Genomic DNA, 26,888 nt, shown 5'->3' with positions numbered 1-26,888 from the left:
GGGTGCGCCCGTCAGCCCCCGGTGCCCACTCCCCCTCGGCCCGGCCAGTGGCTACCCTCGGTCACACCACTTCGCGCCCACTCCGCGCCCACTTCACCGCTCCCCAGCCGGAAGGCTCGCACCATGCACCGGGCATTGATCGTCGTTGACGTGCAGAACGATTTCTGTGAGGGCGGCAGCCTTGCCGTGGCGGGAGGTGCGGATGTGGCTGCCGCCATCACCGATCTGGTGGGTGAGGCCGCGGGCAGCGGCTACCGGCACATCGTGGCGACCCGCGACCACCACATCGATCCCGGTGACCACTTCTCCGTGCGGCCGAACTACGAGACCACCTGGCCGCCGCACTGTGTCGCCGGCACGGAGGGCAGCGGCTTCCACCCGAACTTCGCCCCGGCGCTGGCCTCCGGGGCGGTCGACGCGGTCTTCTCCAAGGGCGCCCACGCTGCCGCCTACAGCGGCTTCGAAGGCGTGGACGAGAACGGCCACCCGCTGGCCGACTGGCTGCGGGCTCACGAGGTGAGCGAGGTGGACGTGGTCGGCCTGGCCACGGATCACTGCGTGCGGGCCACGGCGGTGGACGCGGTGGGTGAGGGGTTCCGGGTGCGGGTGCTGCTGGATCTCACGGCGGGGGTGGCGGCGGGCACGACGAAGCGGGCGCTGGAGCAGATGCGGGCCGCGGGGGTCGAACTCACCGGCAAGCCGGTGATCATCGCTGCCTGAGGGGTTCGCGTTTCGCGCCTTTGGTGCGGTGGTGGGGGGCTCGGGCGGCTTTCGGAGCGATCGGGCTGGGGCTTTCACAAGCCCAAGCGCACCGGGTCTGGGGTGCGCTTTGTGCGCGATAGGTCCGGTGGTGGGGGGCTCGGGGTCCCTCCGGGGTCACTCCTCGGCACCGTGGACCGCAACGTACTTTCATTCGGCAACGCAGAGGCCCGGCTGCCTGCGGGGAGACCCCTGCGGGACCCCGAGCCCTGGCCGTCGAGCGGCTTTCGGTGCGATCGGGCTGGGGCTTTTACAAGCTGAGCGCGCCTGCGGCGCGGGAGCCTCGGCGCTCCGCCCCCCTCTGGCGCGTCAGCGCCCTGGGGCGCGGCGGAGCCGCGTCGGCGTGGGCCGGCCTGGCGCGCGCGTTCCATCGCCGGGGAGTGGCCCGCCCCCCGGCGCGTCAGCGCCCGGTGGCGCGGCGGAGCCGCGTCGGCGTGGGCCGGCCTGACGCGCGCGTTCCATCGCCGGGGAGTGGCCCGCCCCCCGGCGCGTCAGCGCCCGGTGGCGCGGCGGAGCCGCGTCGGCGTGGGCCGGCCTGACGCGCGCGTTCCATCGCCGGGGAGTGGCCCGCCTTCGCCACCACCCCGTGAGCCTCACCCCCAGGAAAGGCGCCCTCCTGCGTCATCGTTCTTTTCTCCCCCCACCGACCTCGGCTCGCCGAACCGGCCTGAGGGGGCGTGTAGGGGGCCATCCCCGCAGGCAGCCGGGCCTCTGCGTTGCCTATCGAAAGTACGTTGCGGTCCACGGTGCCGAGGAGTTGGCCCCCTGCGCGCCCCCGCCCCCACCACGCAAGCAATGCGAGCCGCCCGTCGGCACATATCCTCGCGCGCAGCGCAGAGGGCACCCCCTACGCAGAGCGGAGCAACGCCCGGATCGGATGCCAAGACTCCGTATCGTCGTCGGGCGTCTCGCGCCACACCAGCCCATCGGGGTGATGGAGGACAGCCGTGACCTCGTCCGGGGTGGGTGGCTCCGTGTTACCACGGAGATACACCGCACGCAGCCCCAGATTGCGCAACCTCGTCAGCGCGCGCTGCCGGTTCACCGCGTGGACCAGGACGCGGACGCGGTGTCCGTTGTCGCCCGGTCTGGGCAGGGTCAGGGCGACCACCACGCTTCCGGCGGGAAGCCTGATGAATCCTCCTCCGGATGTGGGCACGGTTTCCCCCGTGAGACTCGGCGTCAACAAGGACTCGCAAGGTGCATCTAAACGCGATCGGCCGCCGCCCGCTAGGGGGTGGCGGCCGAATGGCTTGTGACCTGCGGTTTTGGTGACTACTTGGTGGAGGGGCCCACCTGGAGGGTCACCGTGGAGCCGTTCCACGACTCGTTGCTGATCTTGATACGGGTGTTGGTGTCAGCAACGATCACGCCGCCGGTCGGGTTCGTCTCGTCGTAGTAGACGCCCTTGCGGTCGTCGAAGACGGTCACACCGGGCTTCGACTTGATCTTCGTGACCTTGCCGTCCTTGTGGAGCGTCAGCGCATCCGTACGGTGCCGGGTGAAGGTCGAGTCGTAGGTCTGGAAGCGGTTGCGCATCAGCTTGCCGTCCGACCACTTCTCGGCCTTCGGGTGGGCGTCGATCGGCAGGATCTGGCCGTAGCCGGGGTGCTGTCCGACGTTGTTGTCGGGCTGCGAGGTGTCCCACAGCCAGATCAGGACGCCGTTCTGGTACGGGAAGTGCTCGACCCACTGGGGGCGGTCGGTCGCCCAGCCGAAGTTGTACGGGCCGGTCTTCAGGGTCTTGTCGTACGAGACGTACTGGCGGTTCTCGGCGATGTAGTAGCGCGGGTAGTCCTTGGTGAAGGAGGCGCCGATGCGCGAGAAGCCCTTCGCGGCCCAGCCGTTGTCACCGGCCTCGGCGCCATCCGTGAACAGCGCCTTGCCGTCGGCGGTCACCGAGATCGCGTCCGCGGCGAAGCCCTTCTGGGCGGCGCCGCCGTCCGTCTGGTAGCGGAAGCGGAGGTCGATCTTCTTGCCGGCGTACGCGTCGAGCGGGAAGACGAGGTCCTTGTACGCGCCGGAGGTGCCGGTCAGGGCGGGCTTGTCGCCGCCGTCACGGGTGATCGGCTTGCCGTCGGCGGTGCCTTCCAGCGGCGTGTAGTTGGCGCCGCCGTCCGTGGAGACCTCGGCATAGGCGAAGTCGTAGTTCTGCTCGATGTCCCACCAGCCCTTGAGGGTCAGGGCGGCCTTCTTCTTGCCGGTGAGGTCGACCGGACGGGAGAGCGTGTTCTTCAGGTCGTTGCCCATGCCGCTCCACCACTGCTGGGTGCCTTCGGCGGGCTTGACGACGTCGGTGCGGACCGTCTTGGCGGGGAGTTCGACGACCAGCGCCTGCTTGTTCTTGGTGTTGTACTCGGCCACGCCCAGCTTGTGGGTGGACTTGGTGGCCGCCTTGGCCTTGTCGTAGTTGAGCCAGCCGAGCTGGAGCTTGTCCCAGGCGCTCATGTCGCCGGGGAGGTCGCCTATGGAGTCCTTGCCGCGGCCGAGCCAGGAGCCGGCGGACATCAACGACCAGGAGTCGACGGAGGATTCACCGGTGCCGGTGGTGTCGTACTCGTCGGGCAGGCCGAGGTCGTGGCCGTACTCGTGGGCGAAGACGCCGAGGCCGCCGTTCTCGGGCTGCATGGTGTAGTCGCCGACCCAGATGCCGGTGCTGCCGATCTGGGTGCCGCCGGCCTTGTTGCCGGCCGGGCCGGTACGGCCGGAGTCGCTGCCGTACGCGTACCAGCGGTGTGCCCAGATGGCGTCGGTGCCCTGGGCGCCGCCGCCCGCGGACTCGTCCTCGCCGGCGTGCACGATCTGGAAGTGGTCGATGTAGCCGTCGGGCTCGTTGAAGTTGCCGTCGCCGTCGTGGTCGTAGCGGTCCCACTGGTCGTACTTGGCGAGGTCGGCCTTGATCTGGGCGTCGGTGCGGCCCTTGGCCTTCTGGTCCTCGGCCCAGCGGTTGACGCCGTCGCGGATCAGGTCCCAGGCACTGGCACAGTTGGTGGAGCCGCAGAAGTTCGACCCGTAACGGGCCTCGTTCCAGTCGACCTTGACCCAGTCGGAGACCTCGCCGTCGACCGAGTAGCGGCCCGAGGACTGCTTCTCGTAGTACTTGGCCAGGGACTCCTTCTTCTTGTCGTGCGAGAAGTAGAGGTCCTGGAAGTGCCGGCGGTTGTAGTCCTTCTGCCAGGCGGTGGAGTTGTCGTTGCGGCGGTCGGGCTGCGCGATGGTGTTGTGCGCGGGGCCGGGCTTGCCGCCGTACTTCTTCACCGGGGGCTTGGGGCCGTCGCCGTCCGGGTCGTACATCGTGGTGTCGTCGACCTTGTCGCCGAACTCGACCAGGATGGTGAAGATCTTGTCGGTCTTCTCGCGGGCGAGTTCGACGTACTTGCCGCGGTCGAGCTTGACGACCTGGGAGGCGCCGTGCCGGGTGGGCTTGGCGTCGCCGGAGATGACCTGCTGGAGCGCTTCCTTGCGCTGCGCCGCCTGCTGGTCGCTGAACGGGCCCTTGAGGTCGTGGTCGACGGCCTGCTTGGCGGGCGCGCCCGGGTCCTGCCGCTGGACGGCGAGCGGCGGCCGGCCGTCGTCGGCCTGCGCCGGCGCGCCGGAAGACAGGGCGGCCGCCCCGATCGCGGCGGCGGCCGTGGCCAGGGCGGCCGGTTTGAACGCCCGTCTCTTGGCTCTCACTTGGCGCATTCCTCCCCTTGAAAACGGTCACTGGATGCCAGCATTTGACCGGAAGGGGGAGGGAAAAGACAGATCTTGACTTGGGCACGACAGAGAAGTACGGTTTTCGACCTTCAGGTTGCGGGTAACGGACACGTTTGGGTACGTACGGGGACGTGGTGCACGTGCGTACCCGCACTACCCCGGCGGCTCCCCCGCGCCGTGCCCCGGGCACCCCGACAGACGCGCCGATCAGGCCCGTTCAAACCAGGAATGAATCCGTGCGCCCCGTATGCCTCGGAACCGTGGGTCAGGTCACGCTTACCGCCAGTTCCGCTCGGGCAGTAAGGACCGTAGAGTCGTTTGACGGCGCGCCCCTGTCGACCACACCCCTGCCGACCTCCTGAGGACGGATCCGCCATGCCTCGTCCGACTGCCGCACAGCTCGCCTACGGATCGGCCACCGTCGTCTTCTCGACCCTCGCGTTGTTACTGCTCTCGCAGACGCGGACCGGGGTCGGAATCGCGGTCATCGCCGTCGCAGCCCTCGCCCTCGGCCTGCTGGTCGCCCTCACGGCGCCGCTGCCGGGGGTTTCTCATGTGACGCGCCGCCGCACGGCCCCGCGCTCCGGCGCGCGCGCCGTCCACGGCGTACGCGCGCACGTGCCGTCCACCACCCGTGCGTCGGCCCTGCGGGTGCCGCGTCAGCACACCCACGCGGGCGTCTCCTCCGAGGGGCGCGTCAGCGAGCACTCGCGTTAGTCGCCCGTCCGTGGCTGGTGGACGCGCGTAGGCGGCCGGGCACCGCTCGGAAGAGGGGTGCGCCGACCGCCGGTTGACGCGCCGGAGCCGCCAGGAAGGACGGCGGGTACCGGCCTCAGGCCGTGGAGACCACCACCGTCTTGGCCGTCTTGTCGTGCAGGCACTGCTGGTACGGCTTGTCCCAGGTGCACCACAGGACGTTGACGAGCCAGAAGATGAAGCCGCAGCACGGCACGATCTCCGGCAGCGTGTAGACCGCCGCCCGCACCCAGCCCGCCTGCCCGGCCGGTACCGCGCCGTTCTCCAGCATCCCCACCCGGATCTTCATCGCCATCTTGCCGACGGTCTGGCCCCGGCTGGTGAGCATCAGCCCCTCGTAGACGAGGTAGACCAGCATCGTCACGAGGGAGACGGACGCCTGGCGTCCGGTCTGGGTGCCGTCCGTCGTCCAGTAGTCGAAGCCGCCGACGACCCCGCTCATGATCAGGCCGACCGGTACGCAGACGATGATCCAGTCGATGATGCGGGCGACCAGGCGACGGCCGCGGCTCGCCAGCGGCGGCATTCCCGCCAGCGGGTCGGCGGCGCCGTACTGGCCGCCGTACGGGTTGCCCCCGTACGGGTCACCCCCGTAGGGCGGCGGCATCCCTCCGGGCGGCGGGCCGCTCCCGGGTGGCGGGGCACTGCCGCCGTACGGGTCGCCGCCGGGCGGCTGTTCGCCGTGCGGGGTGGCGTTGGCGGGGCGGTCGTACGGGGACCCGCCGGCCGGCCGGCCGCCGTACGGAGAGCCACCGGCCGGCTCGGCACCGTACGGAGCGCCGCCCGACGGCGGTTCCTGCGGCTTCTTCAGGTACGGGTCGCGCTCCGGCGGTTCGCCCGCGGAGCCGGGCCCGGGCTGGTCGGTGCTCATGGCCCGAGTCGAACCCGGGCCGCGCCCCGCCGCATCCGGCGAGGTCCGGCCGGGTGACGCGGCCGGGCGGGCGGTCTGCTCCCCGGGCTACTTCTCGGCGACGAACGTCCGGGCGATCTTGTCGTGCCAGCACTGCCGCCACGGCCGGTCGAACAGGCACCACACGGCGTTGACGACCCCGACCGCCAGCACGCCGAGCACGCCGTACACCAGCCACCGCTTGATCACCGAGGCCAGGGGCGGGGTGTCGTGGCTCTCGATGTCCAGCACCTTGACGCCGCACACCTTCTTGCCGAGCGTGTGGCCCCACTTGACGGTGGGCAGCACCTCGTACAGGCCGCCGCCGATGAGCAGCACGGCGAGCACGACGGCCAGGTAGGGGCCGGTGGTGCCGTCGAGCAGGTAGACGGTGACCTCCCGCCCGGACTGCTTGGCGGCCTCCACCTTGGCGTCGATGTGCTCGGTGGCCGGGCCCCACAGCGGTACGGCGGCGGCGCCGGTGAGGACGGCCAGGACCAGGGTGTCGATCAGGCGGGCGGCGAAGCGGCGGCCCAGGGGGGCCGGGCGGCCCTGTTCCTGCGCGGCCGCGAGGAACGGGTCGGTGGTCGGCGGCTTCCAGGGGACGACGCCTTCGGCCGCGCCGTCCTGCTGCGGCGGGAAGCCGGAGAAGGGGGCGGGCTGGGCCTGCGGGCCGGGCTGCGGCGCGGGGGCCGGTCCGGGGGCCTGCGGTGCGGGAGCCGGGGCCGGTCCGGGGGCGGACCGGGAGGCCGGCTGGTGCGGCGGAACGTGCGGTGCCGGTGACTGCTGCGGCATCTGGGGGTGCTGAGGCTGCTGCGTCGGGAACGGCTGGTGCTGCACGGGCGGCACGGCGGGCCCCGGACCGGGCTGCGGCGGGGACTGCGGCTGTACGGGCCCCTGCGGCGCCTGCTGGGCCGGTCCCTGGGCGGCGGGCGTCCGGGCCCCGGGAGCGGGCTGCGCGGCCGCCTGCTGCGGGCCGGAGGCCGCCGGCGGCTGCTGCGCGCCCGTGGACGGCAGCGGCTGCGGCGCCGCGGCGCCGGGCAGCGGCGACGCCGGGGCGCCGCCGGACTGCGGCGCCATCCGGATCGACATCGTGTCGCTCTTGCCGCCCTGGGGCCCGTCGGGGCGTACGGCGCGGATGGTGGTCGTGCCGCGGTCGCGGCCGGGGGCGCCTTCGTCCCGTACGGCGCGGATGGTGACCGTGCCGTCGGTCCGCGGCGGCTCCTCGCCGGACGCCGGCGCACCGGGCGCGGCAGCGGCCTCGTCGCGCTGCTGCGGCAGCCCGGCCTGCGCCTCCTCGGGCGAGCCCCAGGCGATACGGCGGTCCTGCTCGCCGCCGAAGCCACCCTGCCGTGCGGTGTCGGCCTGCCAGGCGGAGGCGGGCGCGCCGCTGCCCGCCCCGGTCAGCCGACCGGGTTCCTCCTCCTCGTCGAGGAAGACCGGGCCGGTCTCCTCCACGGCGGGGGTGGGGGCCGGCGCGGGCGCGGGAGCCGGGGCGGCGCCGGGCGGCGGGGCGGGGAGCGCCTCGCCCTCGGCGGGCGCGGGCCGGCTGGTGCCCGGCACCCATGCGGCACCGTTCCAGTACCGGATGTAGCCGGGAATGGACGGGTCCGGGTAGAAGCCTGGCGTGGGGCTGCCGCCGGCGGATCCTGAGGAAGGGGCGCTCATGTCCGAAGTCCCGTATCTGTTCTCGGCCTGGTGTGGTGGGTGGGGCATGTGCAGTCTGCCGCAACGCAGCGTCCACATCTATCAGACGGAGGGTCGGGGCGGGTGTCCCGGCCGGGCCGGACCACCTGGAAGAGGCCCGCGAAAAAAGTTGTGCGAAGTCGCGTAATGGTCCGGGCTCCGGAGCCTCTATCCAAGTGCGGGCCCCGTCACAGGGGGGTTCGCAGGAGGTACCGAAGAGAGGCGGACCGTATGCACACCGTGGTGGAACGAGAGCTGGAGCTGGGCCTGGTCCTGTCGCCGGACCGCAGCATCCCCGTCCCGGCCCGGCTGACCTACCGCTCGGACGACCCCTACGCCGTCCACGTCACCTTCCACATCGGCTCGGACGCCCCCGTCAACTGGACGTTCGCCCGCGAACTGCTCGTCGAGGGGGTGTTCCGCCCGTGCGGCCACGGTGACGTGCGGGTGTGGCCCACGAAGGTGGACGGGCGCAGCCTGGTCTGCATGGCGCTCAGCTCCCCGGACGGCGAGGCCCTGCTGGAGGCGCCGGCCCCGGCGGTCTCGGCGTGGCTGGAGCGCACGCTGCGGGTGGTCCCGCCGGGGTCGGAGCAGGACCACTTGGGGCTGGACAAAGGGCTGAGCGCGCTGCTCGCCATGACGCCGCGGGACGACGACCGGTGGCTGTCCGGCCCGTGGCCGTCGGACGAGTCGCCGGAGGCGGGGGCGTAGGGCGTGTCTTTTGGATCAGCCTGGAGCAGCCCGCGGCGCCTGGTGCGGTGCATCGCAAGGCGGAGCATTGCCCTCGGACTGGGTGTCCGTGGGTGATGCGACAACGCCGCGAGGTGCCGTGCCAGGCGCCGCGGGCCCAGGATGATCCGAAAGACGCGCCCTAGCGCGGGCCGGACGTACCAGGGTCAGGACGATGCGGTACCGAGGTCCTCCAGGCTGTGCTTGCGGGTGAGGAACTCGATGGCGTGGCCGTCCGGGTCGCTGACGTAGACCCCGCGGCCGCCCGCGAGGTGGTTGATCTCCTGCGGCTTGTGGTGGTACGGGTCCGCCCAGTACGGCAGTTCGCGCTCCTGGATGCGGGCGAAGATCGCGTCGAACTCCTCCTCGGAGACCCGGAACGCGAGGTGCTGGGGCACGATCGCGGCCGCCTCGACGACGTGCTCGGCGTAGTCGATGGTCAGGCCGTTCGCGGTCGATACGGCGGCGAACGGGCCGAACGCCGTCGGCTCCTCCAGCCCGGCCAGCTCCGCGAGGAAGCGCGCGGACGCGAACTTGTCGGTGGCGTGGATGATGGTGTGGTCGAGTTGCACGGACACGGGGTGCCTCCTGCGACGTCTGCGCGGGCCGGTGCGTTCAGGCCCGTCGGGCTCTGGCACTCCTGACCGTACGGCGGCCCGGCGCGCCTGAGTATCGGGATTCCGACCTACGCCGCCGGTCCGGCCCTGCCCGGACCGAGGTCCTCGTCCGCGGTACGCACCGCCGCCCGGCCGCGTACGGACCGGCGTCTCAACCGCGGTACGTCTCCAGCAGCCGGAGCCACACCTCGCTGATCGTCGGATAGGCGGGCACCGCGTGCCACAGCCGGTCGATGGGGACCTCGCCGGCCACCGCGACGGTGGCGGAGTGCAGGAGTTCGCCGACGGCCGGGCCGACGAAGGTGACGCCGAGGAGGGTTTCGCGGTCGAGGTCGACGACCATACGGGCGCGGCCGCGGTAGCCGTCGGCGTACAGGCCGGCGCCCGCCACCGAGCCGAGGTCGAAGTCGACGACGCGGGTGCGGTGTCCGGCGCGTTCGGCTTCGGCGGCGGTCAGGCCGACGGAGGCGGCCTCGGGGTCGGTGAAGACGACCTGCGGTACGGCGGCGGTGTCGGCGGTCGCGGCGTGCGCGCCCCAGCGGCCGGTGTCCAGGGCGGTGGTGCCCTGGGCCTGTGCGGCGATGGCGGCGCCGACGATGCGGGCCTGGTACTTGCCCTGGTGGGTCAGCAGCGCGCGGTGGTTGACGTCGCCGACGGCGTACAGCCAGCCGTCCGCCACGCCCTTGACCCGGCAGGTGTCGTCGGTCTCCAGCCAGGTGCCGGGCTCCAGGCCGACCGTCTCCAGGCCGATGTCGTCGGTGCGCGGCGCGCGGCCGGTGGCGAACAGGATCTCGTCGGCGACCAGCTCGTCGCCGTTGTCGAGTACGACGGTGGCGGGCCCGTTGGGCATCTCGCGCCGTACCGCGGTCACCGAGACGCCGGTACGTACGGTGGCGCCCGTCTCGGCCAGGGACTCGGCGACCAGTTCGCCCGCGAACGGCTCCATCTTGGGCAGCAGTCCGCCGCCGCGCACCAGGAGCGTCACCCGGGAGCCCAGCGCCTGCCAGGCGGTGGCCATTTCGACGCCGACGACGCCGCCGCCGACCACCGCCAGGCGCGGCGGTACGGACTGCGCGCTGGTGGCCTCGCGGCTGGTCCAGGGGCGGGCGTCGGCCAGTCCGGGGAGGTCGGGGAGGACGGCGCGGCTGCCGGTGCAGACGGCGACGGCGTGCCGGGCGGTCAGGACGCGTTCCGCCCCGCCGCCCGTGTCGACCACGACGCGCCGGGGGCCGTCGAGGCGGGCCCGGCCGCGTACGAAGTCGATGCCGGCCGAGTCCAGCCACCGGACCTGGCCGTCGTCCTTCCAGTGGGAGGCGAACGCGTCGCGGTGGGCGAGCACCGCCTTGCTGTCCAGCGGCGCGGCCGCCGCCTGGAGCAGGCCGGGGACGCGGCGCGCGTCGGCGCGGGCGGTGACCGGGCGCAGCAGTGCCTTGCTGGGCATGCAGGCCCAGTACGAGCACTCGCCGCCGACCAGTTCGCTCTCCACGATCACCGCGCTGAGGCCGAGGGCGTGTGCCCGGTCGGCGACGTTCTCGCCGGTCGGCCCGGCGCCCAGCACGACGACGTCGTACGTGTCCCGGGCGGTGGCCTCTTCGGTCCCTGTGGTGGCTGGCATCGCTCTTCGCTCCCTGCGTCGGCGTCGCGGCGGTCGGCTCCATCCTCGTCCCGGGCGCCCGGCCCGGCCACATGTATCGGGGCATTCGCCGGGCGGCGGGGGCACCGGCTCTCAGCCTTCCCGGCGCTCCACGGCCTCCTTGGCCTCGACCAGGCCGGCGCCGGTCAGTTCGCGGTAGCGCTTGATCGCCTCGACCTTCCTGCCCTTGTGCAGCAGCGCGTCGATCTCGGCCATGCCCTCGGGGCCGGGCTCCTCGATGCCGAGGTGTTCCATGACGAGGTTCAGCTTGCGGTCCATGTGCCGCAGCCGGCGTTCGAGTGTCTTGTGGCGCGCGTCCATGGTGGAGGCGAGGACGACGATGACGACGGCCGCGGCGCCGATGATGGTCCAGAGGTCGGAGTTCATGGTCCGAACCCTAGAAGGTGCAGCTCATGACGGCCGAACCGCGGCCGGCCCACGGCCGGACCGCCGACGGTGCCGGTCAGAAGACCTTGCCGGGGTTGAGCAGTCCGAGCGGGTCGAAGACGGCCTTGATGCCGCGGTGCATCTCCAGGCCGACCGGGCCCAGCTCGCGGGCCAGCCACTCCTTCTTCAGGACGCCGACGCCGTGCTCGCCGGTGATCGTGCCGCCCAGTTCCAGGCCGAGCGCCATGATCTCGTCGAAGGACTCGCGGGCGCGCCGGGACTCGTCGGGGTCGTTCGCGTCGAAGCAGACGGTGGGGTGGGTGTTGCCGTCGCCCGCGTGCGCGCAGACGCCGATGGTCAGGTCGTACTTCTCGGCGATGGCGGCGGTGCCGTCGAGCATCGCGGCGAGTTGCGAGCGCGGTACGCAGACGTCGTCGATCATCGTGGCGGACTTGACGCGTTCCAGGGCGGTCAGGGTCAGCCGCCGTGCCTGGAGGAGGAGGTCGGACTCGGCCGGGGTCTCGGCCGGTACGACCTCGGTGGCGCCGGCGGCCTCGCACAGCGCGCCGACGGCGGCGAGGTCGGCGGCCGGTTCGGGGGTGTCGAAGGCGGCCAGGAGCAGGGCCTCGGTGCTGTCCGGCAGTCCCATCTGGGCCATCGCGTTGACGGCGCGGATGCTCGTACGGTCCATGAGTTCGAGCAGCGAGGGGGCGTGGCCGCGCGCCATGATCTCGCAGACCGCGTCGCACGCGGCGGCGGTGGAGGGGAACTCGGCGGCCAGCGCGAGCTGCTGGGGCGGTTCGGGCTTGAGGGCCAGGACGGCGCGTACGACGATGCCGAGGCTGCCCTCGGAACCGACGAAGAGGCGGGTGAGGTCGTAGCCCGCGACGCCCTTGGCGGTGCGGCGGCCGGTGGTGAGCAGCCGTCCGTCGGCGAGGACGACGTCCAGGCCGAGGACGTACTCGGCGGTGACGCCGTACTTGACGCAGCACAGGCCGCCGGAGGCGGTGCCGATGTTGCCGCCGATGGAGCACTCCTCCCAGCTCGAGGGGTCCGGCGGGTAATAGAGGCCGTGCTCATTGACGGCGCGGGAGAGCGCCGCGTTGACGACGCCGGGCTCGACGACCGCGATCCGGTCGACGGGGTTGATCTCGATGATCCGGTCCATCTTGACCAGGGAGAGCACGATGCAGCCGTCGGAGGCGTTGGCGGCGCCCGACAGGCCGGTGCGGGCGCCCTGGGGGACGACCGGGACGCGCAGTGCGGTGGCGGTGCGCATCACGCGCTGGACCTGCTCGACCGTGCGCGGCAGAACGACGACGGCGGGTGTGCCGGCCTCGCAGAAGCTCGCCATGTCGTGGGCGTAGGCGCCGGTGACGTCCGGGTCGGTGAGGATCGCTTCCGCGGGGAGGGCGTCGCGCAGGCGTGCGATGAGGTCCATGCCGTCAGCCTCCCATCCGTGGGCCGTACACGGAAGATCCTCTCCCGCACCCGGGTGGCGGTCCCGGGTGCGGGTGTGCCGCTCCCCTCGGGAAGGGCCGCGGCCCCGCCGGGTCAGGTTCCGGCGGGCCGCGGGGTGGGGGGTGGCGTCCGGAGGACACCCGGGGCGGGCCGGGTGTCAGAGGTTGCCGCGCCGTTCCTGCTCCCGCTCGATGGCCTCGAAGAGGGCCTTGAAGTTGCCCTTGCCGAAGCCCAGCGAGCCGTGGCGTTCGATCAGTTCGAAGAAGACGGTGGGGCGGTCCTGTACGGGCTTGGTGAAGATCTGCAGCAGATAACCGTCCTCGTCGCGGTCCACGAGGATCTTCAGCTCACGCAGCGTCTCGACCGGGACACGGGTCTCGCCGGCCCACTCGCCGAGGGTGTCGTAGTAGGAGTCCGGCGTGTCGAGGAACTCGACGCCCGCCGCGCGCATCGCCCGTACGCTCTCCACGATGTCGTTGGTGGCCAGCGCGACGTGCTGGCAGCCGGGGCCGCCGTAGAACTCCAGGTACTCGTCGATCTGCGACTTCTTCTTGGCGACGGCCGGCTCGTTGAGCGGGAACTTCACCTTGCGGGTGCCGTCCGCGACCACCTTGGACATCAGCGCGCTGTACTCGGTGGCGATGTCCGAGCCGACGAACTCCTTCATGTTCGTGAAGCCCATGACGTTGTTGTAGAAGGCGACCCACTCGTCCATCTTGCCGAGCTCGACGTTGCCGACGCAGTGGTCGATGGCCTGGAAGCGGCGCTTGCCGGGCTCGACGATGGGGTCGGCGGCGACGTAGCCGGGCAGGTAAGGGCCGTCGTAGTCGGTGCGCTCGACGAGGGTGTGCCGGGTCTTGCCGTACGTGGCGATGGAGGCGCGGACGACGACGCCGTGCTCGTCCTTGGTCTCGTACGGCTCCTCTATGCCGGTGGCACCGTGCTCCACGGCGTAGGCGTAGGCGGCGCGCGCGTCCGGCACCTCGATGGCGAGGTCGATGACGCCGTCACCGTGGGCGGCGACGTGGTCGGCCAGGAAGTGGCCCCAGTCCGTCGTCGGCTTGATGACGGAGGTGAAGACGAAGCGGGCGCCGCCGGATTCCAGCACGTAACTGGCGGTCTCGCGGCTGCCGTTCTCCGGTCCGGAGTAGGCGACCCGCTTCATGCCGAAGGCGGTGGCGTAGTAGTGCGCGGCCTGCTTGGCGTTGCCGACGGCGAAGACGACCGCGTCCATCCCCTTGACCGGGAAGGGATCGGCCTGCCGAGCACTGGTGGGGGTGGTGTGGTCCGTGGTCTGTGTCATGCCCGCAGACTCCCTCCGACCCACAAGGTGCGCAATAGTTTGCGCATTCACTGGGCAACCTGTATAGCGAATCGCTTGATTCACCGGACGATTCGTACATGATGACCATCAAATTCGGAGGCAATGGCCGTGGCGATCGATCATTTGGACGGCAGGCTCCTGGAGCTGCTCGCCGAGGAACCGCGCATCGGCGTACTGGAGGCCTCGCGCCGGCTCGGGGTGGCGCGCGGCACGGCGCAGGCGCGCCTGGACCGGCTTCAGTCGAACGGAGTGATCCGGGGATTCGGTCCGGACGTGGACCCGGCGGCGCTGGGCTACCCGGTCACCGCGTTCGCGACGCTGGAGATCAAACAGGGTCAAGGGGCCGACGTACGGGCGCACTTGGCGTCCGTACCGGAAGTGCTGGAGCTGCATACAACGACGGGACATGGGGACATGCTGTGCAGACTCGTTGCCCGTTCCAACGCCGACCTGCAACGGGTGATCGACCGAGTTGTGGGTTTCGATGGCATCATGCGGGCTTCCACCGCGATCGTCATGGAAAATCCGGTTCCGTTGCGCATCATCCCCCTGGTCAAGCAAGCCGCGGGGGACTGACCGAGGAGAGCGCGTGTGAGCTTCTGGGAGTACGTCGGCAGTCGGCACACCCAGCTCCTGACGGATACGTTTCAGCACGCCAGCGCCGTCTTCCAGTGCATGGTGCTCGCCACCGTGCTCGGCGTGCTGCTGGGCGTCGCCACCTACCGCACCGAGTGGGCCGGGAACCTCGCCACCGCCACCACCGCGACGATCCTGACGGTGCCCTCGCTGGCCCTGATCGGCCTGCTGGTGCCGATCGTCGGCCTCGGCGTGGCGCCGACCGTCATCGCCCTGACGCTGTACGGGCTGCTGCCGGTGGTACGTAACGCCGTCGTCGGCCTGCGCGGCGTCGACCCCGCGCTGATCGACGCCGCCAAGGGCATAGGGATGTCCCGCACGGCCCGGCTGCTCCGGGTCGAGCTGCCGCTGGCCTGGCCGCCGATCCTGACCGGCATCCGGGTCTCCACCCAGATGCTGATGGGTATCGCGGCCATCGCCGCCTACGCCTCCGGGCCCGGCCTGGGCAACGAGATCTTCCGCGGCATCGCCTCCCTGGGCAGCGCCAACGCGCTCAACCAGGTGCTGTCCGGAACACTCGGCATCGTCGTCCTGGCCCTGCTCTTCGACGCCGCGTACGTCGTCCTCGGACGGCTGACCATTTCCAGGGGGATCCGTGCCTGACACCACCGCCTCCGGCGCCGGCATCGCGCTGGAGAACCTGAGCAAGCTCTACCCGGGCAACCCCACGCCCGCGGTCGACAACGTGAGCATGGACATCAAGCCCGGCGAGACGGTGATCCTCGTCGGGCCCTCGGGGTGCGGCAAGTCCACCACCCTGAAGATGATCAACCGGCTGATCGAGCCCACCTCCGGGCGGATCATGATCGGCGACGAGGACGTCACCGGCATCGACCCGGTCCGGCTGCGCCGCAAGGTCGGCTACGCCATCCAGTCGTCCGGCCTCTTCCCGCACATGACCGTCGCCCAGAACATCGCGCTCGTCCCCAAGATGACCGGCTGGCCGAAGGCGAAGGTGAGCAGCCGCGTCGAGGAGATGCTCGACCTGGTCGGGCTGGACCCGCGCGAGTTCCACGGCCGCTACCCGAGACAGCTCTCCGGCGGGCAGCAGCAGCGCGTCGGCGTGGCGCGGGCGCTGGCCGCCGACCCGCCCGTCCTGCTCATGGACGAGCCGTTCGGCGCGGTCGACCCGATCACCCGCGACCACCTCCAGGACGAGCTGATCCGGCTCCAGCACGAACTGCGCAAGACCATCGTCTTCGTCACCCACGACTTCGACGAGGCGATCAAACTGGGCGACCGCATCGCGGTGCTGCGGGAGCAGTCGCACATCGCGCAGTTCGACACGCCCGAGGCCATCCTCACCAACCCCGCCGACGACTTCGTCTCCGGCTTCGTCGGGGCGGGCGCGGCCCTCAAACGCCTCAACCTCACCCGCGTACGGGACGTCGGCGTCGTCGACTTCCCCACCGCGTCCATGGAGGACCCCCTCCAGTCCATCTTCGACCTGCTGCGCTCCGGCACCACCAACGAGATCCTGCTGCTGGACCGGCACCGGCGCCCCTACAAGTGGCTGCGCCGCGGCGACCTGATGCGCGCCAAGGGCTCGCTGGCCCGCGCGGGCACGCTCGTGCACGACACGGTCACCCGCGACGCGACCCTGCGCGACGCGCTGGAGGCGGTGCTCACCGACAACGCGGGCCGGGTCGCGGTGACCGGGCGGCGCGGCGAGTACATCGGCGTCGTCGACATGGAGACGCTGATGAACAACGTCCACGAGCTGCTGGAGGAGGACCGGCTGGACGCCGTCGAGCACCGGCACGCGCTGGAGGAGCAGCGCGCGCGGCAGACGCGGCTGGCCCAGGAGGGCGTGGACCCGTCCGGTGGCGCGCACGGGGTCAAGGCGTGAGCCCCCGGGACCGGCGCCGGCCGCCGAAGGGCGAACGGCCGCCGGGCGAGCACGAGGTACGCGGGGTGACCTTCCGCGACGAGGCGGCGGCCGGGGAGCGCGGCCCCGTGCTGACGGCGGAACCGGAGCCCGCCCCGCCGGCCACCCGGCCACCGCGCCGGATCACCTGGAAGAAGGTGGCCGCGCTGCCCGCCGTACTGGCGGCGGTGCTGCTCGCCACCTGGCTGTGGTTCCGCGGCGTCGAGCTGGACTCGATCGGGCACCAGGCGGTGGACGGCGGCAAGGTGGGGCTGGCGCTGCGCCAGCACATCCAACTGACCGCCGTGTCGACCTTCTTCGTCCTGATCATCGCCATTCCCCTGGGCATCGCGCTGACCCGCGCCAAACTGCGCCGGGCCTCGCCGTTCGCGGTGGCGGTGGCCAACCTCGGGCAGGCGGTGCCCGCCCTGGGCCTGCTGGTGCTGCTGGTCATCTGGATCGGCATCGGGCCCGAGGCCGCCGTCATCGGCATGGTCATCTACGCGGTGCTGCCGGTCCTGGCCAACACCATCGCGGGCCTGAAGGCCATCGACCCGACGCTGACCGAGGCCGCCCGCGGCATCGGCATGTCCGCGGCCGGGGTGCTGGTCAAGGTCGAACTGCCGCTGGCCGTACCGCTGATCCTGGCGGGCGTACGCAACGCCCTCGTCCTGAACGTCGGCACCGCCACGCTGGCCACCTTCGGCGGTGGCGGCGGGCTCGGCGACCTGATCTCGGCGGGCATCATCACCCAGCGGATGCCGGTGCTGGTGCTCGGTTCCGTCCTGACGGTGGTGCTGGCGCTGCTGGTCGACTGGCTGGCGTCGCTCGTGGAACTGCTGCTGCGCCCGCGAGGGCTGGAGGTGGGGGAATCATGACCGCAGGACCGCGCCGGCCCCAGGGGCGGACCGTACCGGCCGCCACCGCCTGCCTGCTGCTGGGCGCGGCCGCACTGAGCGGCTGCGGGCTGGTCAGCGGCAGCCCGATGAGCGACGACGTGCGGCCCGGCACGATCGGCCGGGGGCAGCCGCTCAAAGGCGCCGAACTGACCGTGACGTCCAAGGAGTTCACCGAGAACATCATCCTGGGCCAGCTCATGGGCCTGGCCTTCAAGGCGGCCGGCGCCACGGTCGTCGACAAGACCAACATCCAGGGCTCGATCGGCGCCCGGGAGGCGGTCAAGTCCGGTACGGCGGACGGGATGTACGAGTACACCGGCACCGGCTGGATCACCTACCTCGGCCACGAACGCCCCATAGTGGACCCGCAGAAGCAGTGGGAGGCGGTACGCGACGGCGACCGCGCCAACGGCCTGGAGTGGCTGCCGCAGTCGAAGCTCAACAACACCTACGCGCTGGCGCTCAACGCCGAGCAGGACAAACGGCTGGGCGTCGAGACCCTGTCGGACGTCGCCGCGCTGTCCCGGAAGGACCCGAGCGCGGTCACCCTGTGCGCGGAGGCCGAGTTCTCGGCCCGTAACGACGGCCTGCCGGGCATGGCCAAGGCGTACGGCATGCGCATCCCGGCCGGCAACATCAAGAAGATGACCAGCGGCGTCGTCTACACGCAGGTGGCGGAGGGCCGCGCCTGCACCTTCGGCGAGGTCTACACGACCGACGGCCGGATCAAGGCGATGGGCCTGAAGACCGTCAAGGACGACCGGCACTTCTTCCCGAACTACAACGCGGCGCCCGAGATGAACGCGGCGACGATGAAGAAGTACCCGCAGATCGCCGCCCTCCTCGCGCCGATCACCGCGGCGCTGGACAACGCCGTCGCGCAGAACCTGAACGCGAAGGTGGACGTGGACGGGCAGGACCCGCACGAGGTCGCCAAGGAGTGGCTGATCGAGAAGGGGTTCATCAAGGAGGGCGGCTGAGCGGCTGCCGGGACGCTCCGGCCGGCTGCCCGCGGCTCGCAGCAGCCGGCCGTCAGCCGCCGGTCACATCCGGCCGGCAGCCGGTCAGCACCTGATCAGCAGCTCGGAACCTCGCCGCCGGACTTCAGCGCCTTGAGCGCGTCCACGGTGCCGGACAGCGTGCTGACCGGCACCAGCCGCAGCCCCGCCGGAAGCTCGGCCTGCGCGTCCCGGCACTCCGACTTCGGTACGAGGAAGACCGTGGCGCCGTCCCGGCCCGCGGCCTGCGTCTTCAGCGCGACACCGCCGACCGCTCCGACCTCGCCGTCCGCGGTGATCGTGCCGGTGCCCGCGATCTTCTTCCCGCCGGTCAGGTCGCCGCCCGCGCCGTCCCCGGCCAGCTTGTCGATGATGCCCAGCGAGAACAGCAGGCCCGCGCTGGGCCCGCCGATCGTGCCCAGGTCCAGCTTGACCTGGACGTCCTTGTCGCTCTTGTGGAGGTAGTTCAGGGCGGCGCGGGTGGCGACGTCCTGGGAGGAGCGCATGTCCTTCAGGTTGTGCTCCACGGCCTTCTCCGCCGTGTCGCCGACCGGGTAGACCGACTCGACGGGCATCACGGCCTGGTCCGTACGGAACCAGCCCCGGACGATGTCCGGCAGCCGGACCGGGGCGTCCGGGCCGGTCGCCACGATCGCCGCCATCCGCAGCTCACCGCTGGTCTCGCGGGTCGGCGCCCCGCTGATCGTGATCACCTGTTTGCCCTTGTGCTTGCCGAGCACGTCCGCCGTGTCGCCGGGGAAGGCGACCGAGAACGGCAGCGGCGCGAAGGCCACCGTGGCGAGGAGCGCGATGATCAGGGCGGCGCAGATCCCGAGGGCGCGAGTGCGAGAAGACACCCCGCCACCCTAGATGACCTGGCGGCCCGGCCTCTCACCACGGGGCGGGGCGGACACGCGCCACCGCCCCCGCCCGTCACCGCAGCGCTTCGGACACCTCACGGGCCGCCTCGACCACCCGGGGCCCGACCCGCTCGGGCACCGTGTCGGCGAGCATCACGACGCCGACGCTGCCCTCGATGCCGCTCACCCCGAGCAGCGGGGCCGCGGCGCCGCTCGCCCCCGCCTCCAACTCGCCGTGCGTCAGGGCCAGTCCGGCGTCCTCGACGCGGCCCTGCCGGGCCTTGAGGATCGCCCGCCCGGCCGCGCCCCGGTCCAGCGGGTGCCGGAAGCCCGCGCGGTAGGCGACGTGGTAGTCGGTCCAGGACGGCTCGACGACGGCGACGGCCAGCGCTTCCGTACCGTCCACGAGCGTCAGGTGGGCGGTGGCGCCGATGTCCTCGGCCAGGGCGCGCAGGGCGGGCAGCGCCGCCTCCCGCACCAGCGGATGCACCTGGCGGCCCAGGCGCAGCACGCCCAGGCCGACCCGGGCCCGGCCGCCGATGTCACGGCGTACCAGGGCGTGCTGCTCCAGGGTGGCGAGCAGACGGTAGACCACGGTCCGGTTGACCCCCAGCTTGGTGGACAGCTCGGTGACGGTCAGGCCGTGGTCGGTGTCGGCGAGCAATTTGAGGACGCGCAGTCCTCGGTCGAGCGTCTGGGAGGTCTCCGCGGTCACGACGCCCCCTCCTCGGGTGAGTGGCGGCTCGTCCGCGGGGTGCGCTGCCGGTCCCGGGGCAGCGCGCGCGAAGAGGCCGCCGGCCGCATGGCACCGGCTGCGCTCCGCGGCGGCGCTGCCACGGGGCGTGTGCGTGACCGGGACAGTAGCGAGCCGGTCCGGTCAGCGGAAGAGTCCGTCCAGAATCCGGTCTTCCATGACCGCTTTATCCCTGAACATCCGCAGGTTGTGACCGGATGGCGGCGCACACCGGCCTTTCGGCCTGGGGTACAACACGGAGACGTACGGACACGGAGACGTACGGACACGGGCACGTCCGCGCCCCCCGTACGGCCACGGCCCACGCCCCGGAACACCGTCCGGACCGCGGGCCGCCACCTCACTTCACAGGGCTCACTTCATACGCGTGGCCCACTCCCGCACCTTCTTGATCCGCTCGTTGAGCTGCCCGGCCGTGGCCTCCGCGCTCGGCGGGCCGCCGCACACCCGGCGCAGCTCGGTGTGGATCACGCCGTGCGGCTTGCCGCTCTGGTGGACGTACGCGCCGACCAGCGTGTTCAACTGCTTGCGCAGCTCCAGCAGCTCCTTGTGCGTGACCACCGGGCGCCGCTCGGCGGGCATCTCCAGCAGGTCGGCCTCGGAGTCCGGCTTCTTCTTGCTGTGCGCTATCTGCCGCGCCTGCCGCTTCTGGAGCAGCATCTGCACCTGGTCCGGCTCCAGCAGCCCGGGGATGCCGAGGTAGTCCTGCTCCTCCTCGCTGCCCGCGTGCGCCTGCATGCCGAACTCGGCACCGTCGTACAGCACCCGGTCGAAGACCGCCTCGGACTCCAGCGCCTCGAAGGAGAACTGCTCCTGCTCCCCCGTGTCCTCGTCCTGCTGCTTGTTGGCCTCGTCCATCTCCTTCTCGGACTCGGCGTACGGATCTTCCTCGCCGTCCTTCTTCGGCTTGTCCAGGACGTGGTCGCGCTCGACCTCCATCTCGTTGGCGAAGCCGAGCAGCGAGGGCACCGTGGGCAGGAAGACGGACGCGGTCTCGCCGCGCTTGCGGGACCGTACGAAGCGGCCCACCGCCTGCGCGAAGAACAGCGGGGTGGAGATCGTCGTCGCGTACACGCCGACCGCAAGCCGCGGCACGTCGACGCCCTCGGACACCATCCGGACCGCGACCATCCACCGGTCGTCGGAGTGCGCGAAGTCGTCGATGCGCTGGGAGGCGCCGCTGTCGTCGGACAGCACCAGGGTGGCGCCCTCGCCGGTGATCTCGCGGATCAGCTTGGCGTACGCGCGGGCCTGCTCCTGGTCGGAGGCGATCACCAGCGCGCCGGCGTCCGGTATCGCCTTGCGGACCTCGGTCAGCCGCTGGTCGGCGGCCTTGAGGACCTTGGGCATCCAGTCGCCGCGCGGGTCCAGCGCGGTGCGCCAGGCCTGGGAGACCGCGTCCTTGGTCATCGGCTCGCCGAGCTTCGCCGCGATCTCGTCGCCGGCCTTGGTGCGCCAGCGCATGCTGCCGCTGTACGACAGGAAGATCACCGGGCGGACGACGCCGTCGCCGAGCGCGTTGCCGTAGCCGTAGGTGTAGTCGGCGGAGCTGCGCCGGATGCCGTCGTCGCCCTCCTCGTACGTCACGAAGGGGATCGGGTTGGTGTCGGAGCGGAACGGCGTACCGGTCAGCGCGAGCCGCCGGGTGGCCGGCTCGAACGCCTCCAGGCACGCCTCGCCCCACGACTTGGAGTCGCCGGCGTGGTGGATCTCGTCGAGGATGACCAGCGTCTTGCGCTGCTCGATGCGGTTGCGGTGCAGCATCGGACGTACGCCGACACCCGCGTACGTGATCGCGATGCCGTGGTACTCCTTGCCGAGCGGACCCGCGCTGTACTCCGGGTCCAGCTTGATGCCTATCCGGGCGGCGGCCTCCGCCCACTGCTTCTTCAGGTGCTCGGTGGGGGCGACCACGGTCACCTGCTGCACGACGTGGTGGTGCAGCAGCCAGGAGGCGAGGGTGAGCGCGAAGGTGGTCTTGCCCGCGCCGGGGGTCGCGACCGCGAGGAAGTCGCGCGGCTGCGTCTGGATGTACTTGTCCATCGCGTTCTGCTGCCAGGCGCGCAGCTTGTTCGCGGTACCCCAGGGGGCCCGTCCGGGGAAGGCCGGGGACAGGTGGTGGTTGTTGGTGGCGCTGGTGGTGGTAGTCACGGTCTCCGTCGACTGGCTCGGCGATCGGCAACCGCGTCAGCCTAACGCTCCGCGGGAGCGGACGGCGTTCTCGGGTGAGCCACCGATGCCGTCTTCGCGCCACCGGACGGGACCGTCGCCAGGCCGCTTTCGGCGGGCTTCAGGCGTGTGGCCACCCACGATCCGACGAGGGCGACCGCCGCCATGGCGACGAAGACCGCGGCGAAGGCGGCGGGCTGCCCCCCGGATGCGGCGTTGGTCACGTCCGGCGTGCCGCCCGTGTCGACCGAGGCGCCGCCGAAGGCGCTGAACAGCAGGCCGCTCAGCCCGACGAACGTGATGTTGCCGAGGGCGTCGGAAACCTGGAGCGAGGCGGAATTGCTGCCCGCGTCCTCCGGCGGGGACAGCTTCAGCAGCAGCACACTCCCGCTCGAAATGTTCAGCCCCATCCCGAACCCGGCCACCACCCACGCGACCGCCACGATCCAGACCGGCACCCCGCCGAACAGCACCAGCGGCACGGCCAGGATCGACACCGTGATCAGCAGCAGCCCGATCCCCATGATCCGCTCCCGGTACGGCTCCAGGCGCGGCCGGCTCTGGGTGTACGAGCCCAGGGCCCAGGTCAGGCCGCCGCCGGTCAGCGACAGCCCGGCCAGCGTGGTGGACAGACCGCGCTCCGTGACGAGCATCAGCGGAATGAAACTCTCGGCGGCGAGCAGGGACCCGGCGGCCAGGCCACGGATCAGTACGACGGAGGGCAGCCCCCGCGCGGCCCGGAACGTCCCCTTGGGCAGCAGCCGGACAATGGCCGGCACCAGCAGTACGAGCCCGACGGCCGCGGGCACCACTGCCACCCAGTCCCGCCGCTGGGCCGCGTACTGAAGGAGCCCGGCCCCCGCCGCCACCGCCAGGGCGAGCCCAATGCGGCGCCGGTCCATCCCCTCGCCCCCCTTTCGGGGCGGCAGCTTGCGCAGCGCGGGCAGCATGACCGTCAGCGGCAGCAGAATGAGGACGGGTATGGACAGGAACACCCACCGCCAGCCCAACTGCTCGGTGACCGTCCCGGCGACGAGCGGCCCGACGATCACCGGCAGCACCCAGGCCGCCGAGAAGGCCGCGAGGACGGACGGCCGCAGCGCCTCCGGATAGGCGCGGCTCACCACCACGTACAACGCGACGATCACCAGCCCGCCCCCGATCCCCTGCACCCCGCGCCCCACCACGAACAGCCACATCTCCGGCGCGCACCCCGCGACCACCAGCCCCGCCCCGAACGTGGCGATCCCGGTGAACAGCGGCGCGAGCGGCCCGCCCCGGTCGCACCACTCCCCCGACAGCGCCATCGCGAACAGGCTCGCCGTGAAGTACGCGGAGAAGGCGAACGCGTACAGCTCGATGCCGTCCAGGGCGTGCCCGACGGCCGGCATCGCGGTGTTCACCGCGCTCGCCTCGAAGGCGATGAGCGAGACGACGGAGATGATGCCGAGGGTGAGCGCTCGGTATGTGCGGCCGAGGACGCCTTCGGTGGGCGGTGGGGGCGTGGGGTTGGGGCTGAGGCTTGCGGGGGAGGGTGCGGCCACCGGGCTCGCGGCGGGGCTCGCGAGAGAGGACGCGGCCTCCGGGCTCGCGGTGGGACCTTCGACGGGTCCCGCGACGGGCGGCGCGGCCAAGGCAGGGGCAGGTGGGGGCACTTCGGTGGCGTCACGCGGGTCCACGGCAGTCATGCGATCAGCGTAAGAGGCGTCGGTACGCTGCGCCCCTGTCGCGGGACGGGGATCTTGTCGGCCGTTCGAACTAGGGCGCCGGCCCACCCCCGCCCTCGGCTCCCCCTCCCCTCCCCTCCCTTCCCCCTCCACCCATACGGCAAGCTGCCCCCATGCCCCACTTCACCAGCTACGACGCCACCGTCCTGCACCACCGCGCACTCGGCCCGGACGATTCCGGGCTGCCGCCCCTGGTGGGTCTGGCGGGCGGCCCCGGCCGGGACGCCACGTACTTGGGCGACCTCGGCGGCCTGGCGGAGCAACGGCAACTGCTGATCCCGGACAGCCGCGGCACAGGCGCCTCCCCGCCCGCCCCCGACCCGTCCCGCTACGCCTTCCCGCACCTGGCCGAAGACCTGGAAGCACTCCGCACCCACCTCGGCCTGGACCGCTTCGCCCTGCTCGCCCACGACGCCGGGACGGCAACCGCGCAGGCGTACGCGGCGGCCTACCCGACCCGCCTCACCCGCCTGATCCTGGTCTCCCCCGTCCCACACCTCCAAGGCGAATTCCCCGACGACACACGGGACATCCTCACCTCCCGCTCGAACGAGCCATGGTGGCCGGAGGCATCAGCAGCCGTACAACACCTCTCCGAAACCCCCACCCCGGCCGATGCACACGACCTGCTCCTGACCGCGGCGCCGCTCGCCTACGGCCGCTGGGAGGCCCCCAACGAGCCCACGCAGCCACCGAAGCCGAACAACTGCACCCGGTACCGCGCGCCGCGTTCTGGCAGGGCGTCGACGAACCGGCCCGCCAGACCCTGCTGGCCGGCCTGCGCGACGTGACGTGCCCGGTCCTCGTCATGACCGGCGGCCGGGACGCGGTGACGGGCGTACGGGCAGGCGAACTGGTCGCCGACTCCTTCCCCGACGGCCGGACACACCACCTGCCCGAGGCGGGCCACTATCCCTGGGTCGACGAACCGGCCCGCTTCCGCCAGGCAGTGGAGGAGTTCCTGCACACCCCCTGAGCGCCCCTGAATCCGGCCGACCAACCGGACTCATGAACACCGCATTGCAACCACATGCCAGCCCGCCCGGAACCCTTGCCCCACCCCCGGGCCCGCGGCCTAACCTCGGTGCATCGCCTCATCACGGCCGTGTGCCCGAGCGGTTCAGGGACCGGACTGCAAATCCGGTTACGCAGGTTCGAATCCTGTCACGGCCTCGGAAGACGAGAGGGCGGCCCCGTCCGGACGGGGCCGCCCTCTCGTACGTGCGGGACCTATCCGTACGACCGCCTTCCGGTATCTCCTCCACCCGCATTCTGTGAGGGCTCACCGCAGGCCCCCACCCGATGCCCCGGATGGCGTCCGATCTCGACCGCAGCACAAGCCGCTACGGCCACGAATCCCGCGTCAAGGGCCTGCCGCCGCTCTTCGGCCTTCTCCTTGCACACGGAGCAGCCGTCGACAGGTGTCGGGTCCAGGTCGAAGAATTCCGTGAGGTGGACGGGTGGGGTGAGGAATCCGCCTGGTGTCATTCGGATCACCCCTGCTCCGTGCTCCCGAGAGCAGCCAACCCGCGTTCGGCAACGGCCTCCAGCCGGAACACAGCACTCCCTGAACCGGGAGTAGGTGTACAGATAGCTTCGTGCATGTAGAGCCTGCTCTCTCAGGTTGAGCCATGCCCCGTGCCGCCCATTACGGTCGCGGAGGGGCGAATGTGGCCCATGCTCGCGGTGTTCGCGGGACAGCACATCGACACTGCTAGACATCTTCGGACATCTTCAGGACACCAAGTCGTCCTGGCTGTCTATGCTGTTGGGATGGTCAACGAACGGCTCCGCCGTGCCATGCACCGAGCTGGACTCGACATCGCCTCTCTCGCCGACGCGTCGGAGGTATCGACCAAAACCGTGGAGCGGTGGCTCAGCGGGAAGGTCCCCTACCCGCGCACTCGCTACCGCGTGGCTGCCATCCTCCAGGAAGACGAGTCATACCTCTGGCCCGAAGCTGTCAACGGCTCCTCCCTCGCGGGCGCAGAGATGGTGGCGACCTACCCACGCCGAAGCGATGTCCCCCGGCACCTGTGGATGGAGTTGCTGCGGAGTTCCGAACGGGACATCGACCTCTTGGCTTTCGCCGGTCTCTTCCTCACCGAGGAACACCCCGACTGGCTACCCACGCTGGCCGAGAAGGCCCGGGGAGGGGCACGCGTCAGGATTCTCCTGGGCGATCCGGCCGGTACCCAACTCGCCTCAAGGGATCGCGAATACCGTATCGGCGGCGGCGTATCAGGGAGAGTCAGCTCCGTACTGAACTATTACGGCCGACTCGCGCCGGACACGGTGCAGATTCGACTGCACGATACGCCGTTGTACAACTCGATCTACCGGTTCGACGACGAGATGATCGTGAATGTACACGCGTACGGGGTGCTGGCGGCCTTCACTCCCGTCATGCACCTGCGCCGGATAGACGGCTCCTACTTCAGTACTTACGTGGAGTCGTACGAAAGGGTATGGGCTTCCGCCCGCCCCGCCGACGACGCGTTGGAGTCCCCATGACCAGGAAGACGCGCAGGATCGATTACTGGCAAGACCCCGCAGCGCCGGAACCGACGAGCCGCAAGCCGTCGGCGTCCGTATTCGTCCGCGATGACCGGGGGCGTCTGCTGCTTCTCAAACGGACGGACAACGACCTCTGGACGATCCCCACGGGAGGCGTGAAGAAGGGAGAGACGGTCGGCCAGACCGGCGTGCGCGAGTGCCACGAAGAGACCGGGTACCACGTTGAGGTCGTCGGACTGGTGGGGGTCTTCTCCTCTCCCGACCACGTGATCGTATACATGCACGGAGACCGCGTCGACGAGGTACGCCAGCCGGTCAATATCTGCCTACGCGCTCGGCTGATCGGCGGAGAGGCCCGCCCGGAGCCGTCCGAAGCAACCGAAATCCGATGGGTGGACCCGAAGCACTTGGACGATTACCGCATCCACCCAGCCATTCGCGCGCGAATCGAACACGGGCTGACCTCTTCCCAGCCGCAGATTCTCTGATACACCCACGGGCCGCTACCCGATCTCTCAACT

25 protein-coding genes and 1 tRNA gene are annotated in these 26,888 nt (G+C 71.2%); 13 read left to right on the top strand and 13 right to left on the bottom strand.

What is annotated here, in order from left to right; translation table 11 throughout:
* The first annotated feature begins 123 nt into the window (after positions 1-123).
* The gene (locus EJG53_RS25580) at positions 124-720 is read left to right on the top strand and encodes an isochorismatase family protein (RefSeq protein WP_125046712.1); all 597 of its coding nucleotides are present in this window, start codon (positions 124-126) and stop codon (positions 718-720) included.
* Positions 721-1,606: 886 nt separating this feature from the next.
* Here EJG53_RS25580 and EJG53_RS42760 read toward each other — a convergent pair.
* Both EJG53_RS42760 and EJG53_RS25570 read right to left on the bottom strand, forming a co-directional pair.
* A complete protein-coding gene (locus tag EJG53_RS42760; protein ID WP_125046711.1) occupies positions 1,607-1,918 on the bottom strand; it encodes a hypothetical protein in 312 nt (103 codons plus the stop codon).
* A 116-nt stretch (positions 1,919-2,034) separates the two neighbouring features.
* On the bottom strand, positions 2,035-4,434 hold the full coding sequence (locus tag EJG53_RS25570; RefSeq protein ID WP_154806399.1) for an immune inhibitor A domain-containing protein: 2,400 nt from the start codon (positions 4,432-4,434) through the stop codon (positions 2,035-2,037).
* 399 nt (positions 4,435-4,833) lie between these two features.
* Between EJG53_RS25570 and EJG53_RS25565 the strand changes: the two genes are divergently transcribed.
* Positions 4,834-5,175, top strand: a complete 342-nt coding sequence (locus EJG53_RS25565; protein WP_125046709.1) for a hypothetical protein — start codon at positions 4,834-4,836, stop codon at positions 5,173-5,175.
* A gap of 115 nt (positions 5,176-5,290) precedes the next feature.
* On the opposite strand, the gene EJG53_RS25560 is transcribed toward EJG53_RS25565, so the two are convergent.
* Together EJG53_RS25560 and EJG53_RS25555 are read right to left on the bottom strand one after the other, a co-directional pair.
* Positions 5,291-6,085, bottom strand: a complete 795-nt coding sequence (locus tag EJG53_RS25560; RefSeq protein ID WP_125046708.1) for an RDD family protein — start codon at positions 6,083-6,085, stop codon at positions 5,291-5,293.
* A gap of 87 nt (positions 6,086-6,172) precedes the next feature.
* On the bottom strand, positions 6,173-7,771 hold the full coding sequence (locus EJG53_RS25555; protein ID WP_125046707.1) for an RDD family protein: 1,599 nt from the start codon (positions 7,769-7,771) through the stop codon (positions 6,173-6,175).
* A gap of 249 nt (positions 7,772-8,020) precedes the next feature.
* Between EJG53_RS25555 and EJG53_RS25550 the strand changes: the two genes are divergently transcribed.
* Positions 8,021-8,500, top strand: a complete 480-nt coding sequence (locus EJG53_RS25550; RefSeq protein WP_125046706.1) for an SsgA family sporulation/cell division regulator — start codon at positions 8,021-8,023, stop codon at positions 8,498-8,500.
* Positions 8,501-8,685: 185 nt separating this feature from the next.
* Here EJG53_RS25550 and EJG53_RS25545 read toward each other — a convergent pair whose 3' ends face one another.
* The 5 genes from EJG53_RS25545 to hppD all read right to left on the bottom strand — a co-directional run bounded on the left by EJG53_RS25545 (position 8,686) and on the right by hppD (position 13,919).
* Positions 8,686-9,096, bottom strand: coding sequence for a VOC family protein (locus tag EJG53_RS25545; protein WP_125046705.1), 411 nt, complete (start codon positions 9,094-9,096; stop codon positions 8,686-8,688).
* A gap of 190 nt (positions 9,097-9,286) precedes the next feature.
* Positions 9,287-10,750 (bottom strand): dihydrolipoyl dehydrogenase family protein, encoded by a 1,464-nt coding sequence (locus EJG53_RS25540; RefSeq protein WP_125046704.1) that lies wholly within the window; start codon positions 10,748-10,750, stop codon positions 9,287-9,289.
* Between the two features lie 111 nt (positions 10,751-10,861).
* Positions 10,862-11,155: a ribosomal protein L7/L12 gene (locus tag EJG53_RS25535; protein WP_125046703.1), complete on the bottom strand. Its 294-nt coding sequence runs from the start codon at positions 11,153-11,155 to the stop codon at positions 10,862-10,864.
* A 76-nt stretch (positions 11,156-11,231) separates the two neighbouring features.
* Positions 11,232-12,596 (bottom strand): FAD-binding oxidoreductase, encoded by a 1,365-nt coding sequence (locus tag EJG53_RS25530; protein ID WP_125046702.1) that lies wholly within the window; start codon positions 12,594-12,596, stop codon positions 11,232-11,234.
* Between the two features lie 177 nt (positions 12,597-12,773).
* Positions 12,774-13,919, bottom strand: a complete 1,146-nt coding sequence (gene hppD / locus EJG53_RS25525) for a 4-hydroxyphenylpyruvate dioxygenase (RefSeq protein WP_125046701.1) — start codon at positions 13,917-13,919, stop codon at positions 12,774-12,776.
* Between the two features lie 129 nt (positions 13,920-14,048).
* Here hppD and EJG53_RS25520 point away from each other — a divergent pair, with 129 nt between their 5' ends.
* The 5 genes from EJG53_RS25520 to EJG53_RS25500 are packed head-to-tail and all read left to right on the top strand — an operon-like array spanning position 14,049 to position 18,322.
* On the top strand, positions 14,049-14,516 hold the full coding sequence (locus EJG53_RS25520; RefSeq protein WP_031007388.1) for an Lrp/AsnC family transcriptional regulator: 468 nt from the start codon (positions 14,049-14,051) through the stop codon (positions 14,514-14,516).
* Between the two features lie 15 nt (positions 14,517-14,531).
* A complete protein-coding gene (locus EJG53_RS25515; RefSeq protein WP_125046700.1) occupies positions 14,532-15,179 on the top strand; it encodes an ABC transporter permease in 648 nt (215 codons plus the stop codon).
* Positions 15,172-16,425, top strand: coding sequence for a betaine/proline/choline family ABC transporter ATP-binding protein (locus EJG53_RS25510; RefSeq protein WP_125046699.1), 1,254 nt, complete (start codon positions 15,172-15,174; stop codon positions 16,423-16,425). Before EJG53_RS25515 ends, EJG53_RS25510 begins: the two co-directional genes overlap by 8 nt.
* A complete protein-coding gene (locus EJG53_RS25505; RefSeq protein WP_125046698.1) occupies positions 16,422-17,321 on the top strand; it encodes an ABC transporter permease in 900 nt (299 codons plus the stop codon). Before EJG53_RS25510 ends, EJG53_RS25505 begins: the two co-directional genes overlap by 4 nt.
* Positions 17,318-18,322, top strand: a complete 1,005-nt coding sequence (locus EJG53_RS25500; protein WP_125046697.1) for a glycine betaine ABC transporter substrate-binding protein — start codon at positions 17,318-17,320, stop codon at positions 18,320-18,322. Before EJG53_RS25505 ends, EJG53_RS25500 begins: the two co-directional genes overlap by 4 nt.
* Positions 18,323-18,417: 95 nt before the next feature.
* Here the strand turns inward: EJG53_RS25500 and EJG53_RS25495 are convergent, their stop codons facing one another.
* From EJG53_RS25495 to EJG53_RS25480, 4 genes are all read right to left on the bottom strand, one after another.
* A complete protein-coding gene (locus EJG53_RS25495) occupies positions 18,418-19,197 on the bottom strand; it encodes a S16 family serine protease (RefSeq protein ID WP_125046696.1) in 780 nt (259 codons plus the stop codon).
* A 76-nt stretch (positions 19,198-19,273) separates the two neighbouring features.
* The gene (locus tag EJG53_RS25490; protein ID WP_031007402.1) at positions 19,274-19,915 is read right to left on the bottom strand and encodes an IclR family transcriptional regulator; all 642 of its coding nucleotides are present in this window, start codon (positions 19,913-19,915) and stop codon (positions 19,274-19,276) included.
* A 393-nt stretch (positions 19,916-20,308) separates the two neighbouring features.
* Positions 20,309-22,105, bottom strand: a complete 1,797-nt coding sequence (locus EJG53_RS25485) for a DEAD/DEAH box helicase (protein ID WP_031007405.1) — start codon at positions 22,103-22,105, stop codon at positions 20,309-20,311.
* A gap of 41 nt (positions 22,106-22,146) precedes the next feature.
* Positions 22,147-23,811: an MFS transporter gene (locus tag EJG53_RS25480; protein WP_244955331.1), complete on the bottom strand. Its 1,665-nt coding sequence runs from the start codon at positions 23,809-23,811 to the stop codon at positions 22,147-22,149.
* Positions 23,812-23,963: 152 nt separating this feature from the next.
* Here EJG53_RS25480 and EJG53_RS25475 point away from each other — a divergent pair, with 152 nt between their 5' ends.
* From EJG53_RS25475 to EJG53_RS25460, 5 genes are all read left to right on the top strand, one after another.
* Entirely contained in the window at positions 23,964-24,641 is a 678-nt protein-coding gene (locus EJG53_RS25475) for an alpha/beta fold hydrolase (protein ID WP_244955330.1), read from the top strand.
* Entirely contained in the window at positions 24,638-24,826 is a 189-nt protein-coding gene (locus EJG53_RS42755; protein WP_244955329.1) for an alpha/beta fold hydrolase, read from the top strand. Before EJG53_RS25475 ends, EJG53_RS42755 begins: the two co-directional genes overlap by 4 nt.
* 125 nt (positions 24,827-24,951) lie before the next feature.
* Positions 24,952-25,023: transfer RNA gene (locus EJG53_RS25470), tRNA-Cys, on the top strand.
* A gap of 504 nt (positions 25,024-25,527) precedes the next feature.
* Positions 25,528-26,364: a helix-turn-helix transcriptional regulator gene (locus EJG53_RS25465; protein ID WP_244955328.1), complete on the top strand. Its 837-nt coding sequence runs from the start codon at positions 25,528-25,530 to the stop codon at positions 26,362-26,364.
* Complete coding sequence (locus EJG53_RS25460) at positions 26,361-26,855, top strand: NUDIX domain-containing protein (protein ID WP_125046695.1); 495 nt, start codon at positions 26,361-26,363, stop codon at positions 26,853-26,855. The genes EJG53_RS25465 and EJG53_RS25460 overlap by 4 nt, the downstream gene beginning before the upstream one ends.
* The last annotated feature ends 33 nt before the right edge of the window (positions 26,856-26,888 follow it).

It is taken from the genome of Streptomyces chrestomyceticus JCM 4735 (assembly GCF_003865135.1).
Taxonomy (GTDB): domain Bacteria; phylum Actinomycetota; class Actinomycetes; order Streptomycetales; family Streptomycetaceae; genus Streptomyces; species Streptomyces chrestomyceticus.
This window is presented reverse-complemented; position numbering and strand designations above follow the sequence as displayed.

Coding starts and splice junctions, on each gene's coding strand:
- EJG53_RS25555 (WP_125046707.1), bottom strand. CDS start 7,771: ATGAGCGCCCCTTCCTCAGGATCCGCCGGCGGCAGCCCCACGCCAGGC.
- EJG53_RS25540 (WP_125046704.1), bottom strand. CDS start 10,750: ATGCCAGCCACCACAGGGACCGAAGAGGCCACCGCCCGGGACACGTAC.
- EJG53_RS25460 (WP_125046695.1), top strand. CDS start 26,361: ATGACCAGGAAGACGCGCAGGATCGATTACTGGCAAGACCCCGCAGCG.
- EJG53_RS25565 (WP_125046709.1), top strand. CDS start 4,834: ATGCCTCGTCCGACTGCCGCACAGCTCGCCTACGGATCGGCCACCGTC.
- EJG53_RS25530 (WP_125046702.1), bottom strand. CDS start 12,596: ATGGACCTCATCGCACGCCTGCGCGACGCCCTCCCCGCGGAAGCGATC.
- EJG53_RS25500 (WP_125046697.1), top strand. CDS start 17,318: ATGACCGCAGGACCGCGCCGGCCCCAGGGGCGGACCGTACCGGCCGCC.
- EJG53_RS25550 (WP_125046706.1), top strand. CDS start 8,021: ATGCACACCGTGGTGGAACGAGAGCTGGAGCTGGGCCTGGTCCTGTCG.
- EJG53_RS25580 (WP_125046712.1), top strand. CDS start 124: ATGCACCGGGCATTGATCGTCGTTGACGTGCAGAACGATTTCTGTGAG.
- EJG53_RS25475 (WP_244955330.1), top strand. CDS start 23,964: ATGCCCCACTTCACCAGCTACGACGCCACCGTCCTGCACCACCGCGCA.
- EJG53_RS25535 (WP_125046703.1), bottom strand. CDS start 11,155: ATGAACTCCGACCTCTGGACCATCATCGGCGCCGCGGCCGTCGTCATC.
- EJG53_RS25480 (WP_244955331.1), bottom strand. CDS start 23,811: ATGACTGCCGTGGACCCGCGTGACGCCACCGAAGTGCCCCCACCTGCC.
- EJG53_RS25560 (WP_125046708.1), bottom strand. CDS start 6,085: ATGAGCACCGACCAGCCCGGGCCCGGCTCCGCGGGCGAACCGCCGGAG.
- hppD (WP_125046701.1), bottom strand. CDS start 13,919: ATGACACAGACCACGGACCACACCACCCCCACCAGTGCTCGGCAGGCC.
- EJG53_RS25465 (WP_244955328.1), top strand. CDS start 25,528: ATGCTCGCGGTGTTCGCGGGACAGCACATCGACACTGCTAGACATCTT.